Raw genomic sequence first — 18,139 nt, forward strand, 5'->3', positions numbered from 1 at the left:
ACGCGAGCGTAGCGCGATCCGACGGCGCAGGCTCAGACGAGGAACGCACGGGCCAGGCCGAGGAAAATGAAGAAACCCATGCTGTCCGTGGTGAACGTGAGCAGGACGCTCGAACCCTGGGCCGGATCGCGGCCCAGGCGCTGAAGAACGATCGGAACCATGCAGCCGACCATGGCCGCCACCACCAGGTTGAGCAGGATCGCCGCGGCCATCACCAGACCGAGAGGGACGCTGCCGTAGAGGGCCATCGCGGAGAGCCCCACCAGCGTGCCCCAGACCGCGCCGTTCATCAGGCCCACGAAGAGCTCCTGTGCGGCGTGGTGGGGCTCGAGCTCAGCCCAGACCACAAGCCGGTCCGGCTGGGGGAGCACCTCGATGATGTGAGCGAGGTCCGCCGGGTGCAGATCCCTGAGCTTCCTCTGCAGCAGGGCGAGATTTTGACGGTGGACCAGCGACTCGATCAGCTCTTTGTTCTTGCTCTCCTGCTTGTGCGTCAGGGCCTCGATGACGCGTTGCTTTTCGAGCAGGGTAGTCACCAGGCTCTGGCTCTCTTGCAGTCTCTCCTGGGACCTGGACGTGCTCATGGAGGCTCCGGGCGCGGGCGGCGCGCCGAGCATAGCCCGGCACGGACCGCGCGGCCGGCGTACGGGCGCGCTGCCGCGCTCGCCATATTGACCGGACCCCACGGCTCATGGTTCTGTCGCCCCGATGAAGCGCGCCTTCGACATGTGCGTGGTTGGGCTCTCGCTCGCAGCGACGGCCTGTGGACCGGGCCTGGATCCCGAGGTGGTCGTGCACCCGCCCCGGCCCACCGTCTTGCCCGCGAGCAGCGCCGGCGAGAACACCGGCGGGTGTCCGGCCATCGGCCACACCGAGCCGCTCATCGTCGACTGGCTCACGACCCGCCGCTCCGATCTCGGCCTCGCGATGAAAGAAGGCGTCGCCGTCGTCTCCTACGACTGCACGACGTTGAAGCTCCTCGCCCAGTGCAAGCTCCCAGGGACCTACTCCTACGCGGGCGTGAGCCGGAACGAAAATGTGATTCAATTAACAAATCCTGCGGAGATGCAGGCGAACGTTCCGTTCGGCGCGCCGGCGCTCAGCACCGCGATCGAAGGCAACCAGACGGCCGCGTTCGACGTGGCGCTCGTGCCCGCAGGGAAGATGGCGACCACGGTGACGTCGGCCTCGGCGCAGGACCTCTCGGGCAGCTGCGAGGGCGCGACGCACTTCGTGCGCGCGGCGCTCCTCGGGGCCTTCGCGATGGCGCCGGGCAGCCGCGGCGCGGCGCGGACGGTCGATCAGGTCTTCGCGGCGGTCGCGCCTGCGGCAGCGTCGAACCAGGGGGGCACCGCGAGCCGGGAAGGGGAGCTCGAGGCGTGCCGGGCCGCGAAGCCCGACGCGCAGGCCCCGACGGACCGCTGCCATGCGCCGCTTCGCCTGGAGCTCGTCCCGCTGGAGGCGAAGAAGGCAGAGACGGCCGAGCCGGCGGCGAAGCCGGCCGAGGACGAGCTCCCGAAGCTGGCGAGCTCGTGCCCGGTCGGGACGGTGAGGAGCGGGGCGAAGTGCTCGCCGCCGGCGGCCACGCCCGCGCACCTGTGCGAGCCCGCGGACGCGAGGGCGTGCGCGGCGCAGTGCGGGAAGGGCGACGTCGGCAGCTGCTATCACCTCGGGATTCACTACCTGAGCGGCAAGGACCTGCCGCGCGACGACGCGAGGGCGGCGGAGCTGTTCGAGAAGGCGTGCGGCGCGGGCGTCACGCAGGCCTGCTACGCGCGGGCGCGGCTGCAGCTGCGCGACATCCAGAGCGCCAAGGTGCCGCCGGACACCGCGGGGCGGGCGAAGGTGCGCGAGTTCGCCGACAAGGCGTGCGAGATGGGCGACGGCTGGGCGTGCTTCAGCGCGGCCGAGTGGTACCTGAGCGAGGGCCCGCAGGCGGTCCTCCCGAAGGACGCGACGCGCGCGGTCGCGTTCCTCCGGCGCGGCTGCGATCTCGGGTACGGGCCGAGCTGCAGCGCGCTGGGCAAGATGCTCATCGAGGGGAAGCTCGCGGCGAAGGACGTGGCGGTGGCGGTGGGCGTGCTCCAGCGCGCGTGCGAGGGGGGCCAGGCCGAGGACTGCGTCGACCTGGGGGACATCCTCCGCAAGGGGCAGGGCGCGCCGAAGGACGGGGTGAAGGCGATCGCGGCGTACCGGCGCGGCTGCAGCCTGGGGGACATGCGCGCGTGCAACGCCGCGGGCGCGGTCTTCGCGGAGGGCGACGGCGTGCCGAGGGACGTCGCGAAGGCCTATTCGTTCTTCGAGAAGGGTTGCCCGGAGAAGGGCTTCGGCGCCGAGGCGTGCATGAGCCTCGCCGGGATGTACGAGAAGGGGACCGGCATTCCGAAGGACATGGCGCGCGCCGCCGCGCTCTACGAGAAGGTGTGCGGCTCGGGCGGCTGCCTGCGGGCCGCGGAGATCTGGCAGCGCGGGGACGGGGTGACGGCGGACCCGGAGCGGGCGTTCTCGCTGTACGAGAAGGCGTGCTCGCAGTGGGGGGAGAAGAAGGCGTGCGACGCGTTCGGACAGCTCCTGGAGAAGAAGGACAAGGAGCGCGCGCGGGCCTTCTACGCGGAGCAGTGCTCGCGGACCCAGGACAAGGCGGCGTGCGCGAGCCAGAAGCGGCTCGGCGGCGCGCGCAAGTAGGCGAGGGCCGCGGCGCTCCGGCGAACCGCGAGCTCAGGTCGACGAGGCGGGCGCTCCCTCGCGCCGGTCTTCCCTCACTCCTCTTCCGTCTCTCGTCTCTCGTCTCTCGTCTCCCCTCTTCCGTGCGCGTCCTTCGTGCGCGTGCGCGTGCGCGATTCCCCGGAATCAGCGCGCACGCGCACGCGCACGAAGACGGAAGCGGGAAGACGGAAGACGAAAGCGGAGAACGGAAACCAGCGACGAGAGACGGTGTCTCAGTCCCGGCTCAGAACCGCCCTAAAACAGCTTCATCTGGCGATCCGCCGCCGCGCGCGGCCTCTTCTGCGCCTCCGGCGACGGACCGGCCCGCAGGAGCAGCCGCTCCTCGACCTCGCGAACGAACGGCGAGATCTCGGTCTCGACCACCTTGCCGTGCCGCGCGCGCTGCATCGCGCGCGTGAGGAACAGCCGCTCTCGCGCCCGCGTCATGCCGACATAGAAGAGCCGGCGCTCCTCGGCGACGTCCGTCTCCTCCCTGCCAGGGAACCGCAACGGGAGCAGGCCGTCCTCGCACCCCACCAGGAAGACCACCCGGAACTCCAGCCCCTTGGCCGCGTGCAGCGTGAGGAGCGAGATGCGGTCGGCCCGCGGATCCCACGCGTCGATCTCTGTGCTCACCGCGAGCTCGATCAAGAATCGGTCGAGATCCCCTCCGCAGCGCTCCGCGAGCGGCAAAAGCAGCTCCAGCGCCGCGTCGACGTCGGCCTCGCCGAGGCGCGCCGCGCCCTCCGCGACCGCCTCCGCGGGCGGAGCGACGTCCACCGCCGGCTGCGCGACCTCCTCCCGCAGCCGCGCCGCGGCCGCCTTGAGCCGCGCCGCGAGCGGCCCCGGCGGAGCGCCGGCCAGCGCCCGCGCGAGCGCCTCCGAGGCCGCGCGCTCGACGAGGCGACGCTCGGACCGCCGCTGGAACGGCATGCCCGAACGGGCGAACGCCTCCCGGAGCGGCTCGGATTGCGCCTCCGTCCGGTAGAGCACCGCGAAATCCGAGAAGGAGTACTCGCCGCCCGCCGCAGGCGAGTCCACCCGCCCGCTATCCATCGAAAAGAACGTCGACCCCCCGAGCATCCGCTCGATGGTGTGCACCACGCGCTCGGCCTCGGCCGCCTCCGTGGGCGAGTCATGAACCGCCACGAGCTCCACGCCCCCCGCGCTCGGCAGGAGCTCCCGCGCGCCGAGCGTCGGCGAGGGCGCGATCACCTGGAGCGCCGCCTCGACGATCGGGCGCGACGAGCGGTAATTCCGCTTCAGCCGCACCACGCGCGCCGCCGGGAAGTCCTGCTGGAAGCGGAAGAAGAAGCCCACGTCGGCGCCGCGGAAGCCGTAGATGGCCTGATCCGGATCGCCGATGGCGCAGACGTTCCCACCGGGCGGGACCAGCGCGCGCACCAGCCGGTACTGGCGCTCGTCGATGTCCTGGTACTCGTCGATGGAGAGATACCGGGCCCGCGCGCGCGCCGCGGCGAGCGCGTCGCCCTGCGCCTCGAGGAGCAGCACCGCATGGCCGACGAGATCGTCCAGGTCGAGGAGCCCGCGCGCGGCGAGCTCGTCCTCGTACACCTTCCACGCGCGGTCGAGGTGGCGGTCGATCTCGCCGCCTTCGGCCGGCGCGCCCTCCTGCGGCCGGGGCGCGTCGGCGTGGCGCGGGTAGCGCCGCTTCAGCGCGGCGATGTCGGCGAGCAGCCGGGCCGCCCGCCGCTCGGGGACGTTGAGCGCCGCGGCGAGCATCGCCAGCCGCTCGCGCTCGCCGGCGATCCCGGGCGGAGCGCCGCCGGCGGCCTGCGCGTGCTCGCGGAGCAGCGAGAGGCCGAGCGCGTGGAAGGTCATGGCCGGCACGCGGCCGCCGGCCTCGCCGAGCAGCGCGCCGAGCCGCTCCCGCATCTCGTCGGCGGCCCGGCGCGTGAAGGTGATCGCGAGGCACTGCTCCGGCGGCACGCCGAGATCCAGGACGAGGTGGGCGATCCGGTGCGTGAGCGTGCGGGTCTTGCCCGTGCCCGGCCCCGCCAGGAGGAGCACCGCGCCGTCCGTGAGCTCGGCCGCGGCCCGCTGCTCCGGGTCGAGCCCGTCGAGCAGCGCCGCGCCGCCCGGGGGCCCTCCGCCGGGCGGCGCGCCGAGGGACGCCTCGCCGGCGGGCCCCGGCGCGCGCTCGGCGGGGGCCCGGCCGCGGCGCGGGGGCGGCCGCGACGCGTCGGAAGCGCGCGGCGGCGCGGGAGGGCGCGCCGGCGCGGACGGCGGCTCCGGCGCCGCGGGCTCGGGCTGGAAGAGGAGCCCGCCCCCGCGGCGCTGCGTGAGCTCCTCCGGCTGGAAGACCCGGATCACGCCGTACTCGCCGTCGTAGCCGGCGTCGCGGATCACGCGCCCCTCGCGCATCCGCGCGATCGCCTCGGAGAGGAGCGGCGTCCCGGCGCGCTCGATCTCGTCGAGCGGGGCGTCGCCGAGGAGGAACAGCTCGGGGCCGAGCCGCGACAGCACCCCGTCGTAGCTCCGCTGCACCACCTTGCTGGAGGCGCCAACGCCGTGGAGCTCGGCCAGCACCTCGGGCAGCGGCACCAGGTTGCGGAACTCGCTCGCGCCCTCGGGGCGCACCCCCTCCTCGCGGTCGGCGAGCTCCTCGACCCGGTGCAGCACGCCCACGGTGACCGGGTGCCCGCACACGGGGCACGCGAGGGAGCGCGCCCGCGTCTCCGCCGGCGACAGCACGACATTGCACTTCCGGTGGCCGTCGAGGTGGTATTTGCCCTCCTCCGGGAAGAACTCCACCGTGCCGCCGAAGCCCTGTCCGGTCTCCAGGGCGCGCCGGATCGCGAAGTAATCGAGCGGCGCGTCGAACGCCGTGGCCTCGCGGCCGAGCTTCGCGGGCGAGTGCGCGTCCGAGCTGGAGACGAGCCGGTAGCGATCGAGCCCCGAGATGCGCCAGTTCATCGCGGGATCGGACGAGAGCCCGGTCTCGAGCGCGAAGATGTGCGGCGCGAGATCGCCGTAGCACTCCTCGACCGCGTCGAAGCCGGCCTTGGAGCCGAGCACCGAGAACCACGGAGTCCAGATGTGCGCTGGCACGAGGTAGGAGCCCTCGCCCGACTCCAGCACGATCTCGAGCAGGTGGCGCGAATCGAGCCCCAGGATCGGCCGCCCGTCGGCGGTCAGGTTGCCGATCTTCGAGAGCGCGCGGACGATCCGGTCCGCGGCTTCGAAGTCCGGCGCATAGAGGAGATGATGGATTTTGCGCGTCCGATCTCCCTTCTTGTAGATCGTCGAGATCTCCACCGAGAGCATGAAGCGGGTCTCCCCGCGGCACGCGCCAGGGAGACGCTCCGACACGGCGCGGCCCAGGTCGTCTCGCAGGCGGAAGAGGCCGGGCTCGGCGGGCACGAGGCGCTCGCGGAGCTCGGCCATCCACGCCGGATGGGTGAAATCCCCCGTGCCGAGCACCGCGATGCCCTTGCGCTGAGCCCAGTAGCTCAGGTGCGCGAGATCGCAATCGCTGCTCGTGGCACGCGAGTATTTCGAATGCACGTGAAGGTCGGCATAGAAACGCATGGTGACCCGTAATTGAGGTGTTGTTCCCTATCGAGAACTTCCTCGCGCTGTCAATCGTGGACACCGATGCTTTTGTTGAATAAATGATGGGAAAATTGATACGCAAATCGTAAAGACCCAAGATAAAGCGCGGAACGTGGCAATCGAGGGTCGCTCGCCGTAATGTCAATGCCGGCGGGGCGGGCGCGACGTGGATGCGGCATGAAGCGGAAAGGCGGTTGCCGACGGGCGTCGAGCGCGACGCGCGTCGACGGAGACGCGTGCGACGCGCGGGGGCCAGCGCGCCTCTGTCGCTCGCGATCGCGTCGAGTCCGCTCGCCCCTCGACTGGGCCGGTGTGCTCGCGGCGAGGTCTCCGGAACGACACGCTCCTACCTGGAGCGATCCGGACAGGCGACCTACCTCACCTTCGCTGCGCCCGCTTGCATCCGCGAGGCGCGCCACGGTACGTTACACGGCCCAAGAGCCCTCCGTCGCGGTCGAGGCGCGCGGGGCTCGAGAGCTCGTTCGTGCAGTCGCCCTGGCCCCTCCCTGTCGCCACCCTGACGCCGGCCTCGTGCGGCGCCGTCCTGTGGCGGATGCAGGGGGCCGAGCGGCTCACGGTCATCGTCAAGGCCACCTTCTCCCTCGTCCACGAGCGCACCGCGGAGCTCGCCGCTCCGGCGGCTCTCGTCGGCGCCGACGTTCCTCGGGATGGGTGGGGCAGCCTCGAACAGGCCTGCGAGACAGCACCCTACCTCCCGAGCGCAGGGGTCCTCGTGCGCGGACACGCCTCGGCGCCCGCGGGGACGACCGTCACCGCGCTCTCGGTGCGGATCGCGCTCTTCGGCGATGACCGCTGGATCCTCAACAAGGTGCTCCACGTCTACGGCGACCGCACGCGCGAGGCGCCGAGCCCACGCCCGTTCGCCCGCATCCCGATCGTGTACGAGCGCGCGTACGGCGGCCCGCATGTCGAGACGAACCCCGTGGGCGTGGGGTTCGGCGCGACGCTGCCGAACCTGGTGGATCCGGCCGACGCGACGCGGCCGGCCGGCTTCGGTCCGATCGCGCGGACATGGGCCCCGCGGCGGTGCTTCCTCCAGCAGGGCCAGGAGCCCGACGCCCCCGTGCCGGCGCTCGATGGCAGCTTCGATTTCCGCTACTTCCAAGCCGCGCCCGCGGACCAGCAGCTCGATTTCCTGCGCGGCGGCGCGTGGATCTACCTCGAAGGACTGCATCCGCACTACCCGTGGTTCCGGTCGAGCCTGCCGCCGGCGCGCGGGGTCGCGCGGCTCTACCGGAGCGGGCCGGGGGGCGAGGACCACGAGCAGCCGGTCGAGCTGGTCGCCGACACGCTGGCCATCGACGCGGATCGCCTGCTCTGCTCGATGGTCTGGCGCGGGAGCGCCGCGCTCGCGCCGGGCGACACGCTGGCCCGGATGCGCGTGGCCGCGGGCGTCGAGATGCCGGGGGTGCCGCTCGTGTGGCCCTCTCCACGCTCTGGCCCGGCGTCGCCCCTCGCGCCTCCCGATGCGCCCCCCGCCGGGAGCGCACCTGGGGCCGGTCGTGGCCTGACGCTCGCCGGGGACGAGCAGGAGGGCGAGACCTCCGACGGCCACCCCTCGAGGCCCCGGTCCCGCCCGCTTGCGCCCTTCGCGCTGGCCGAGCCCCGGAGCGCGCCTGCGCCCCAGGGGACCGCGCTCCCCGGGGCGCCCTGGAGCCCGGTGCGCTTCATGCCGTTGAATCCGCTGCTCGGCGAGACGGCGGACGCCACGGTGAGCGCGTCCGCGCCGCCGTTCGATACGTCCCCGCCCCAGGCAGGCGGCGCCGAGCCGTCGCCGCCTGCCGGCTTGCCGTTCGTGCCGGCGCCGGCGCCGGTGCCGCGTCCCGAGCCGGCCCCGGGCTCCGTGCCGTTCGCGAGGCCCTTCGCCCGCGCCGAGGCCGCGCTCCCGCCGCACCTCGACGCTCCCGCCGAGGTGGCCGCGCCCCCGCCGCACCTCGACGCTCCCGCCGGGGCCCGGGGCACACGCGCGACGCTGCTCGCTAGACTGCGCAGCCGCGGGCCGCTCGACGACCTGGAGCTGGCGGGCCTCGACCTCGACGGCATCGATTTCAACGGAGCGTCGCTCGAGCACCTGAACCTCGCCGGCGCGACCCTCGCCCGGTGCAACCTCTCGGCGGCGCGCCTCGCCGGGGCCAACCTGCGCGGCGCGGATCTGACGGACGCGCGCCTCGACGCCGCCGACCTCACGCGCGCCGATCTCTCCCGCGCCACGCTGGACCGCGCGCAGCTCTCCTCCGCGATCCTCGATCGCGCGGATCTCTCCTTCGCGAAGGGCTCGAACGCGACCTTCGCCGGCGCGTCGCTGCAGGGCGCCGACCTGCGGCAGGCGCGCTTCATCGAGGCCACCTTCGACCGGGCGAACCTCGCCGGCATCAACGGCAGCAAGGCCGACTTCTCGCGCGCCGGCTTCTCGCGCGCCAACCTCTCCGGCGCCGTCCTTCGCGCGGCGAAGCTCAAAGAAGCGCAGCTCCCGCGCGCCAGCGTGGAGGGCGCCGACCTGCGCGACGCGGACCTCGCGGGCGCCAACGTCTATGGCGTCAAGCTCGAGAGCGCAAAGTCGAGCGGCGCCATCCTCCGCTCCCTCGTCGAGATCCCGCCGTCCGAAGGCGATCCAGGAGAACTTTCCAGAAGTTGACGTTGCGGCCGATTTTTGTCTAGTTGCATGATGAGCCCCCCCGGGGCGTCAGGCGGCCGCGGTCGTCGCGCGATCCCCGGTGCGTGCCCTCGAAAGTTGCAGGTGAATGCCATGGATCTCATCACAATCTCTTCGGGCGTGCTCCCTGCCACCACGCGCGTCGTCGGCTTTCGCGGCATCGAGGCCATCTCGCGCCCGTACCAGATCGAGATCTTCCTCCAGCTCCAGGGCCAAGACGCGGAGTCGTTCGACCTCTCCGACGCGGTGGGCGCCAAGGCCTCGCTCGTGCTGGATCGGGTCACCGACAAGCTCCCACCTTTCGTGTTCTCCGGCATCTTCGCGAACGTCTCGATCCTGCACGAGACCGAGGGCCGCACGCTGCTCCGCGCGGCGCTCGTCCCGAAGCTCTGGCTGCTCAGCCTCTCCCGGCACAGCCGCATCTTCACCAGGCAATCGGTGCCCGACGTCATCAAGGCCGTCCTGGAGGAGAACGGGATCGCCGCCGACGAGTACGAGCTGCGGCTCGGCAGCTACGAGGTCGAGGAGCACATCTGCCAGTACCGCGAGAGCGACCTCGACTTCCTCTCGCGGTGGATGGAGCGCGAGGGCATCTTCTATTTCTTCGAGCACACGCCGGACGGCGACAAGGTCATCTTCTGCGACGCCACCAGCTATGAAGAGGACGCGATCGGCGAGCCCGTCCGCTACCATCCCCAGGAAGGTCACGACGTGACCGCGGGCGCGTCGTTCCGGTCCTTCACCTGCCAGCACACGACGCTGCCGGCGATGATCAAGCTCAAGGACTACGACTACGCCCGGCCCAACCTCAATGTCGCTGGCTCGGCCCACGTGTCGCCGAACGGCGCGGGCGAGGTGAACCTGTACGGGGAGCGCTTCTTCACGCCGGCGGCGGGCGAGCGGCTCGCGAAGATCCGCGCCGAGGAGATGCTCGCGCGGCAGGTGCTGTATCACGGGACGGGCACCCGCACGCACCTCCGATCCGGCTACACGTTCGAGCTCGAGGACCACCCGCGCGCGGCGTTCAACGCGAGATACCTCACCATCGAGGTGCGCCACCAGGGCAACCAGATGGCGGCGTCCACGCAGCTCCGCGAGCTGCTCGACCTGCAGCACGAGGACGTCTATTTCGCCGAGATCACCGCCATCCCCCTGAAGACGCAGTTTCGCGCGGAGTCCCGCACGCCGTGGCCGCGCATCTACGGGTACGAGAACGGCACGGTGGATGGACCGGCCGAGAGCGAGTACGCGCAGATCGACGACCTCGGCCGCTACAACGTGAAGTTCAGGTTCGACGAGAGCAACCTGAAGAGCGGGAAGGCCTCGACCTTCGTGCGCATGATGCAGCCCCACGGCGGCGGCATCGAGGGCTTCCACTTCCCGCTGCGCCGGGGCACGGAGGTGGTCCTGAGCTTCCTCGGCGGCGACCCCGATCGGCCGGTCATCTCGGGCGTCGTGCCGAACGCGCTCACGCCGAGCCCGGTCACGAGCGGCAACCACACGAAGAACGTCATCCAGACGGGCGGCCGCAACCGCCTCGAGCTCGAGGACCAGGCCGGGCAGCAGCGCGTCACCCTGTCGACCCCGTACTCGAACACCTACGTGCGCATGGGCTCTCCCAACGACGGGCACGAGCTCATCGTCAAGACCGACGACAACACGCTCCTCGACGCGGGCAAGACGTTCGACCAGACGGTGGGCCAGAACGGCGGCGGGTCGTGGAACGCCACCATCAAGGACAACTGGATCACCCACGTCCAGTCCGGCATCCACGAGCTCTACATCGAGACCGGCACCTCGTACACCGAGGTCAAGGGCGACACGTGGCTCCACGTCACGAGCGGCAACCTCTTCACCGACGTCGACTCGGCCACGATGGTGACCAACGTCGAGGGAGACACCACGACGACGGTGAAGACCGGCAATTACACGGTGAACGTCAACACCGGGGACACCACCGTCACCACGAAGGCGGGCAATACGCTCGTCGACACCCAGGCCGGGACCACGACCGTGAAGAGCAAGGGCAAGCTCACGCTCGACACGCAGGACGAGTGCGAGGTCCGGGTCAAGAGCAACATGATCGAGTACATCGACGGCAACCGCGTCGGGCAGATCAAGGGCGCGGAGGAGCTCAAGACCTACGGTCCCTTCAAGAAGCTCTTCGTCTCGAACAACGTCAACGTCACGGGCGGGTTCAAGAGCGACACGTTCCTCGGGCTCTCGGTCACCACGGCCGTCGGCGGCGCCGTCTCCACCTTCATCGGCCTCAAGGCGACCCTGGAGCTGTCGGCCGCCTTCACGGCGACCTACGCGGCCAAGTTCGACATCACTGCCGGCGTCGCGATGGCCTACAAGTTCGGCGCCTCGCTCACGATCAACAACTCCGCGGACATCACGGTGCGCCCGATCGAGCTCAAGGAGGTCAAGGCGCGGATCGAGCACATGCCGGCGAGGCTCGCGATGAGCTCGCTCCGCTTCTCCCTCTCGAACGTCCATGTCCTCAGCTAGCGCGCCGGACGGAGCTCTCCCGGGCCGCCTGCGCGGCTCGATCTCGCGAGCCTCGATCTAGCGCCCCATGCAGGCCAAGGAAAGCGCGCGCAGGAACATGGGTATCGTCATCGCTCTCACAGCCTTCCTCGTGCCGCTGATCGTCATCGCGGCCATCCTCTTCTTCGTCTTCCGGGGCGAAAATGCGCTCATCGCCAAGGGCAGGGAGCGGATGGCCGCGCTGACGCAGAGGATCGCGCGCGCCACCCCGGCCCAGGCCACGGTGTCGTCGAGCCGCACGCTCACCACCTTCGAAGGCGGCGCCATGGCCTTCGTCGAGCTCCGGCTCGATGTGCGCCCCTCGAGCGGGGCTGCGTACGCCGCGACGACGGAATGGGAGCTCAACACGAGCTCCTTGTCGCAGGTCGAGCCCGGGAGGCCCGTGGGCGTGAAGATCGACGCCGAGGACCCCGGGCTCATCTACCCGGACGTGACGTGGGCGACGTTCTCTCGCGCGTACGCCGCGCGCCGCCTCACGGGCGAGCCCAAGCGATGATCCCTCTTCCGGTCTGAACGAGCCCCCCCGAGCCCTCGAATCCTCCATGCGCGTCATCAAACCCCAGCGCGTCTCGATCCTGCAGCGCGTGTTCGAGCTCAAGCAGGAGCGCTTCCTCGCCCTCGGCCTCACGGCCTATGTCCCGCTCGACGCGCCGGAGCTCCCGCTCCCGGAGATCGCGATGTGGCAGGAGGTCGCGAAGCAGCTCGGCAAGGACGCCGCGCTCGACGAAGGGCTCCCGAAGCCGCGGGGCGAGGTCCTGGTCTTCGGCAAGGCGTTTTCGGCGGGCGGCCAGCCGCGCCCGGCGTTCCGCGCGCGCGTCCAGGTCGGCCCCATCGACAAGGTCGTGTACGTCGTCGGCAAGCGCCGCTGGGAGCGCGGCGTGCCGACCGACCCCGAGCCGCTCACCGAGCTCGCCCTCGGCTGGGACAAGGCGTTCGGCGGGCCGGGGTTCGCCGCGAACCCGCTCGGGACGGGGTTCGCGCCGACCGAGGAGAACGGCAAGAAGATCCACGCGCTCCCCCAGCTCGAGGACCCGAAGCGCCTCGTGAAGTCGCCGAACGATCGCCCGCCGCCCGCGGCGTTCGGCCCCCTCGACCCCACCTGGCCAGGGCGGATGGACAAGGCGGGCACGTACGACGCCGCCTGGCTCGAGAACGACTTCCCCGGCCTCGCCCGCGACCTCGACCCCGAGTACTTCATGGTGGCGCCGCCCGACCAGCGCCTGCCCGGGTTCTTCCAGGGCGACGAGCCGATCGCGCTCGAGCACCTCCACCCCGAGCAGGCCGCCCTGACGAGCCGCGTGACGGCGCTCGCCGCGCGCTGCTTCTTGACGCGCGCCGCGGGCGACGTCCCGCTCGAGGAGGTCGCGACGCGGCTCGATACGGTCGTGCTCCTGCCCAACGTCGCGCGCATGATCGCGATCTTCCGCGGCGTCGCGCGCGTCGAGGAGGACGACGCGCACGACGTGAAGTGCCTGCTCGCCGCGCTCGAGCGCCGCGGCGCGCCGCGCCCCAAGGAGCATTACCAGGCCATCTTCTCGCAGCGCCTCGACAAGAAGAAAGGCGCGCTCGTGGCGTTCCGCGACCGCGACCTCCTGCCCGAGCCCGACCCTGGCGCGCCCGCGCTGCCGGACGAGAAGATCGGCGACATGGAGGACCTCCTCCAGCGCGAAGGCGTGCTGGAGCGGCGGTCGCACGAGCGGGCGCGGCGCGAGCTGGAGAAGGCGCGCCTGTCCCTGCGGGCGCTCGGCATCGATCCGGACGAGAAGGGCGTCCCGCGCGAGCTGCCGCCGCCCGAGGCGCCGCCGCGGCTCGACGACTTGCCCGACTACGTCGAGCGGGTCGAGTCGGAGGCAGCCCGCATCGAGGCCGAGGCCAAGGCCAAGCAGGAGGAGGCGCTCGCCGTGGCGCGCCAGGAGCTCGCCGAGCACGGCCTGAACCTCGACGAGATCATCGAGCGGTCGAAGAGCGAGCAAGGCGGGCCGCCGCGGTTCCGCGTCGACGAGCACATCGCCCGCATGCGCGAGACCGCCGAGGCGGGCCGTGAGCTCGGCGCCCCGCTGGAGCAGCTCGAGGCGCAGCTCGACGACCCCGCGTTCCTCGCGAGGCTGCGCAAGCTCGAGGAGGCCCAGCTCGTCGCCTACCGGCTGACCGCGCACCACCTGCCGCCCGCGGCCATCCCCGACGCCGAGACGCGGCGGGATCTGCGCGGCCGCGTCGAGGCTGCGCTCGCTTCCGGCGCGCGCGCGGTGATGACCGGCTGGGACCTCACCGGCGCGGACCTCCGCGGGCTCGACCTGTCCGGGGCCGCCCTGCAGCAGGCGCTGCTCGAGCGCGCCGACCTGCGCGGCTGCACCCTGTCCGGCGCGGACCTGTCCGGGGCCGTGCTGACGCGCGCCAACCTCGAGGGTGTCCGCCTCGCGGGCGCGACGCTCGACGGCGCGAACCTCGGCGAGGCGCAGGCGCGCGGCGCCGACTTCGGGGGCGCGCGCCTCGCCAGGGCGGTCCTGCAGCGCGGCGCGCTCGAGGAGGCGGTCTTCCGCGGCGCGGACCTCCGCGGCGCGGACCTGCTCGAGGCGCGCTTGCCGCGGGGGGACCTCGAGGGCGCGCTCGCAGACGAGGTCCTCTTCTTCGAGTGCGACCTCGAGGGCGCCAAGCTCGACCGCGCGAGCCTGCGCAAGGCGACCTTCTACCGGTGCCGGATGGCGGGGGCGAGCCTCGCGGAGGCGGTGCTCGAGGGCGCGGCGCTCGTCGAGTCCCGCGCCGAGGGCGCGTCGCTCCGGGGCGCCCGGGCGAACAACCTGCGCCTCGTGCTCGGGTGCGAGCTCGGCGGGGCCGATCTCTCGGGCGCTGAGCTCGCCCTGGCGACGATGCGCGGCGCCGCGATGGCGAAGGCGGATCTCTCCGCCGTCCGGGCCGACGGGTGCGACCTCAGCGAGTCGAGCCTGCGCGAGGCGCGCCTCGCGGGCGCGAGCCTCCGGGGCGCGCGGCTCATCCGCACGGACCTCGCCGACGCCGAGCTCTCGGACGCGAACCTGATGGAGGCGATGCTGCAGGGCGCGAAGGTGCCCGGCGCGTCGTTCCAGCGGGCCAACCTGTTCCGCGCGAACCTGATGGGCGCCGAGGGCGACGCGCGCACGAGCTTCAAGGACGCCCACGTCGTCCGCACCCTGTTCCCGAGGCGGAAGCGATGACCAGAGACGATCTCCTCGCGTGCGTCGCGAACGCGGAGCCGGTGACCGACGAGGACCTCACGGGCGCGGACCTCCGCGAGGCCGACCTCTCCGGCGCCGTGTTCGAGCGCGTGTCGTTCCGGGGGGCCGACCTGACCTCGGCGAAGCTCCACGAGTCGGTCTTCGCCGACTGCCGGTTCGAGGGGGCGCGGCTCCCGGGCGCGCGCCTGCGCCACGCGACCTTCGACCAGTGCACGTTCCTCGCGGCCGACCTGCGCGGCGCCGATCTGGTCGCCGCGAGCCTGGTGGAAGCCGACCTGTCGCGGTCGTGCCTCGACGGCGCCGACCTGACCATCGCGAGCCTCGTCAAGCCGCGCCTCGAGGAGGCGAGCCTGAAGGGGGCGAACCTCGACCGCGCCGCGCTCGTCGACGCCGACGCCCCGCGGATCGTCCTCGAGGGCGCGAACCTGCTGCAGACGGCGCTCCTGAAGGCGGACCTGACGACGGCGAGCCTGCGCGGCGCGCGCCTCGACAAGACGATGCTGATCGGCAGCAAGCTCACCGGCCAGGACCTCTCGGGCATGGACCTCACGCTCGCGCAGCTCATGGACGCGGATCTCGGCGGCTGCGACCTCCGGGGCGCGCGGCTCGTGCAGACGAACTTCAAGGGGGCGTCCCTCGTGGGCGCCCGCCTCGACGAGGCGAACCTCGAGCGCGCCCTCTTCGCCGACGCCAACCTGTCGAACGCGTCGCTCGCGAAGGCGAAGCTCGACCAGGCGCTCTTCGTGAAGGCGCGGCTCGACGCGGCGGTCCTCGACGGCGCGAGCGCGTGCCAGGCGATCTTCAAGAGCGCGAGCTGCATCGGCGCGACGTTCACCGGCGCCGATCTGACGTACGCCGACTTCTCCTACGCGGACCTCACGAGGGCCGACTTCTCGCTTTGCAAGCTGTTCCGCGCGCGGTTCCACCGGACGCGCGAGCAGGACACCCAGTTCACCAGCCGGTCCGCGGCGCTCGGCGACGACGAGGAGCTGAGCGCGGCGGAGCGGCGCTCGGAGAGTCGATAGGCAGCAAGGAGGTACCGATGAGAGACAATCTGGCAAGAAAGCTCGCGTTGCCTGAACAGGAGGTCGCGACCGTGGTGGGGGTGTCGGGCCGCTGCCTGCGCGTCCGATCGAGCTCCGGCGAGCTCGAGGCGCGGCGCGCGGCCAGCTGTCTCCTCGACCCGGCGCTCGGCGACGAGGTCCTCGTGGCGCACCACGAGCGCGGCTCGCACGTGCTCGCGGTGCTGGAGCGCGACGAGGACGCGCCGGCGCGGCTCTCCGCCGAGGGCGACCTCGAGATCGCCGCGGCCGCGGGCAGGGTCTCGGTGAGCGGGCGCGACGGCGTGGAGGTGCTCACGCCCGGCGAGGCCGTGATCGCGGCGGGCGCCGCGCGCGTCTCGGCGGGGCGCGCCGAGGTCGTGCTCGGGGCGCTGAGCCTCCTCGGCGACAGCGTCACCGCGCAGGTCGACCGCGTGAAGACCGTGGCGCAGTCGGTGGAGACGGTCGCCGAGCGCCTGGTGCAGCGGCTCGACCGGGCCTACCGCTTCATCGCGCGGTCCGAGACGGTGCGCGCGGAGTACGTGGAGTTCGAGGCGCGGTCCGCGTTCCACGTGAAGGCGGAGGCGACGCTCGTGAACAGCGGCGGGCTGACCAAGATCGACGGCCCCCAGATCCACCTGGGCTGAGAGGACGGAGGACACGAGATGTTCGCGAACACGCAGATGATGGGCATGTCCCTCGGCTTCCCCGACGTGTGCCTCACGCCGATGCCGGCCCCGACGCCGATCCCTTATCCCAACATCTCCATGCAGCCGATGGGCATCCCGGCCGCGTACAACGTGCTGTTCATGTGCACGCCGGCGCACAACCTGGCGACCACCGTGCCGCTCACGAACGGCGACAACCCGGGCGTCGCGCTCGGGGTCGCCTCGGGCATGGTGATGGGCCCGTCGCGCCACGTCACCGCGTCGTTCACCGTGCTTGCCGGCGGCATCCCGGCCACGCGGCTGACGAGCATGACGATCACGAACTCCACGAACTGCCCCGCCGTCTCCGTGGTGCCGAGCCAGGTCAAGGTGCTCCTGCTCGCGCCGTGAGCGAGCGGCCCTCGCGTCGCGGGGGCTACGGCTTGCCCGCGGAGGGCGCGGCGGGCTTGCGCGTGAGGTAGAAGAAGTCGCGCAGCGAGCGCTTGCGGATGTACTCGTCTTCCGAGAACTCGAAGCCGCTCGCCAGCGCGACCGGCATGAGCGCGCCGCCCTCGCCGGGCTCGTAGAGCAAGAACTTCGGGTACGACCAGTTCACGTCGAGCTGCGCCACCGCCGTGGCGCCGACGTGGCGCAGGCCGAGCGCGATGGCGGGCGCCGTCGTGTGGTTGCTGATGGCCACGAAGAGGACCTTGCCGTCGCGATCGAGCCCCACCGCGGAGCGGCGGATCACCGTGTTGCCGTCCAGCGTGGCGCCCCAGTTGCGGACCTCGGGCACGCGGAGCGCCGGGTGGAGCTCGCCCTCGTCGACCATGCAGCTCGGCGTCTGCCGCCACCACCGCATGGCGCCCTCCTCGGCGGCCATGCGGGCCCACGGCGCGATCTGCATCCGGCCGTCGCCGTGGAGCGCGAGGGTGCAGCCGTTCTCCCGGGGGCGCACCAGGGTCACGCCGTCGATCCGCATGCCCCACTGGCCGTGCTCGGTCATGAAGCCGCCGTTGAACGCCGCGAGCAGCCGCTCGTGGTCCGCCTCCGGGATCTTCGCGGGCCGCTCGTAGGTCTTGCCCTCCTCGGTCGTCGCCGCCGGCTCCCGCGAGCCGGCCATGAGGTGGACGTCGACCCCCGAGAGATCCACCGCCACGATGAACAGCTCCGCCCAGGAGCGGTGCGGATCCGGGTGGATCAGCGTCTTGTAGAGGCGCGGCGGGTCGCCCGGGCGCGCGCGATCCACGATGGGCACCCACTGCCCGTCGCCGGGCGCCGGCCAGGCCGCGTGCGAGGGGCCGACGTCCTTCGGCCGGAACGCCGCCGCCACGACCGCCGGGGCGACCGCGGCGCTCGCCTCGGCGGCGGGCGCGGCCGGCGCCGGCGCCGGCTCGGGCACCTCCCAGTACGTCTTCGGCGGCTCGTTCTTGCGAAGGAGCTGGTGGACGCGATCCTCGACGCCGTAGGCGGTCTCCTCGAGCGCCGTCACGTTCTCGGCCCCGATCACGGAGCGCAGGCCGTTCGCGACGAGCGGGCCCATCCACGGGATCCGGTGCACCGCGATCCACAATCCGACGCCGGCGAGCCCCGAGACGGCGAGGGAGCCGAGGACCCAGCGCCGCAGCCGGCGGCGGCGTTGCAGGGCGTCGGGGCGCTGCGGGGCGGAGTGCCCGGCCTGGGCCGGCGTGTTCGAGGCTTCGGCGGTGTCGGCCATTGGATGATGCGCGTGAT

The 18,139-nt window shown here is 72.1% G+C and carries 12 protein-coding genes; 8 read left to right on the forward strand and 4 right to left on the reverse strand.

The annotated features are described in order from the left end of the window. Nucleotides 1-32: 32 nt before the first annotated feature. Nucleotides 33-536, reverse strand: coding sequence for a magnesium transporter (locus tag WMF33_RS21230; RefSeq protein ID WP_437338853.1), 504 nt, complete (start codon nt 534-536; stop codon nt 33-35). Between the two features lie 153 nt (nt 537-689). After that, nucleotides 690-899 (reverse strand): hypothetical protein, encoded by a 210-nt coding sequence (locus WMF33_RS21235; RefSeq protein WP_236644690.1) that lies wholly within the window; start codon nt 897-899, stop codon nt 690-692. A 166-nt stretch (nt 900-1,065) separates the two neighbouring features. On the opposite strand from WMF33_RS21235, the gene WMF33_RS21240 reads away from it, so the two are divergent. Beyond that, nucleotides 1,066-2,685: an SEL1-like repeat protein gene (locus WMF33_RS21240; RefSeq protein ID WP_437338854.1), complete on the forward strand. Its 1,620-nt coding sequence runs from the start codon at nt 1,066-1,068 to the stop codon at nt 2,683-2,685. Nucleotides 2,686-2,961: 276 nt separating this feature from the next. Here the strand turns inward: WMF33_RS21240 and WMF33_RS21245 are convergent, their stop codons facing one another. Then, entirely contained in the window at nt 2,962-6,258 is a 3,297-nt protein-coding gene (locus tag WMF33_RS21245; protein WP_437338855.1) for a UvrD-helicase domain-containing protein, read from the reverse strand. A gap of 508 nt (nt 6,259-6,766) precedes the next feature. Between WMF33_RS21245 and WMF33_RS21250 the strand changes: the two genes are divergently transcribed. From WMF33_RS21250 to WMF33_RS21280, 7 genes are all read left to right on the forward strand, one after another. Beyond that, nucleotides 6,767-8,938, forward strand: a complete 2,172-nt coding sequence (locus tag WMF33_RS21250; protein ID WP_437338856.1) for a DUF2169 family type VI secretion system accessory protein — start codon at nt 6,767-6,769, stop codon at nt 8,936-8,938. Between the two features lie 111 nt (nt 8,939-9,049). Then, a complete protein-coding gene (locus WMF33_RS21255) occupies nt 9,050-11,467 on the forward strand; it encodes a type VI secretion system Vgr family protein (protein ID WP_437338857.1) in 2,418 nt (805 codons plus the stop codon). Between the two features lie 67 nt (nt 11,468-11,534). Beyond that, nucleotides 11,535-12,002, forward strand: coding sequence for a hypothetical protein (locus WMF33_RS21260; RefSeq protein ID WP_437338858.1), 468 nt, complete (start codon nt 11,535-11,537; stop codon nt 12,000-12,002). A gap of 46 nt (nt 12,003-12,048) precedes the next feature. Next, nucleotides 12,049-14,697, forward strand: a complete 2,649-nt coding sequence (locus WMF33_RS21265) for a DUF2169 domain-containing protein (RefSeq protein ID WP_437338859.1) — start codon at nt 12,049-12,051, stop codon at nt 14,695-14,697. Further along, on the forward strand, nt 14,694-15,743 hold the full coding sequence (locus WMF33_RS21270) for a pentapeptide repeat-containing protein (RefSeq protein ID WP_437338860.1): 1,050 nt from the start codon (nt 14,694-14,696) through the stop codon (nt 15,741-15,743). The genes WMF33_RS21265 and WMF33_RS21270 overlap by 4 nt, the downstream gene beginning before the upstream one ends. 17 nt (nt 15,744-15,760) lie before the next feature. Then, nucleotides 15,761-16,405 (forward strand): DUF3540 domain-containing protein, encoded by a 645-nt coding sequence (locus WMF33_RS21275; RefSeq protein WP_437338861.1) that lies wholly within the window; start codon nt 15,761-15,763, stop codon nt 16,403-16,405. An 18-nt stretch (nt 16,406-16,423) separates the two neighbouring features. Beyond that, entirely contained in the window at nt 16,424-16,816 is a 393-nt protein-coding gene (locus tag WMF33_RS21280; RefSeq protein WP_061627573.1) for a DUF4150 domain-containing protein, read from the forward strand. A 25-nt stretch (nt 16,817-16,841) separates the two neighbouring features. Here the strand turns inward: WMF33_RS21280 and WMF33_RS21285 are convergent, their stop codons facing one another. Continuing rightward, on the reverse strand, nt 16,842-18,122 hold the full coding sequence (locus WMF33_RS21285) for a hypothetical protein (RefSeq protein WP_437338862.1): 1,281 nt from the start codon (nt 18,120-18,122) through the stop codon (nt 16,842-16,844). Nucleotides 18,123-18,139 lie beyond the last annotated feature (17 nt).

The organism is Sorangium sp. So ce394 (assembly GCF_051474665.1).
GTDB lineage: Bacteria > Myxococcota_A > Polyangia > Polyangiales > Polyangiaceae > Sorangium > Sorangium cellulosum_D.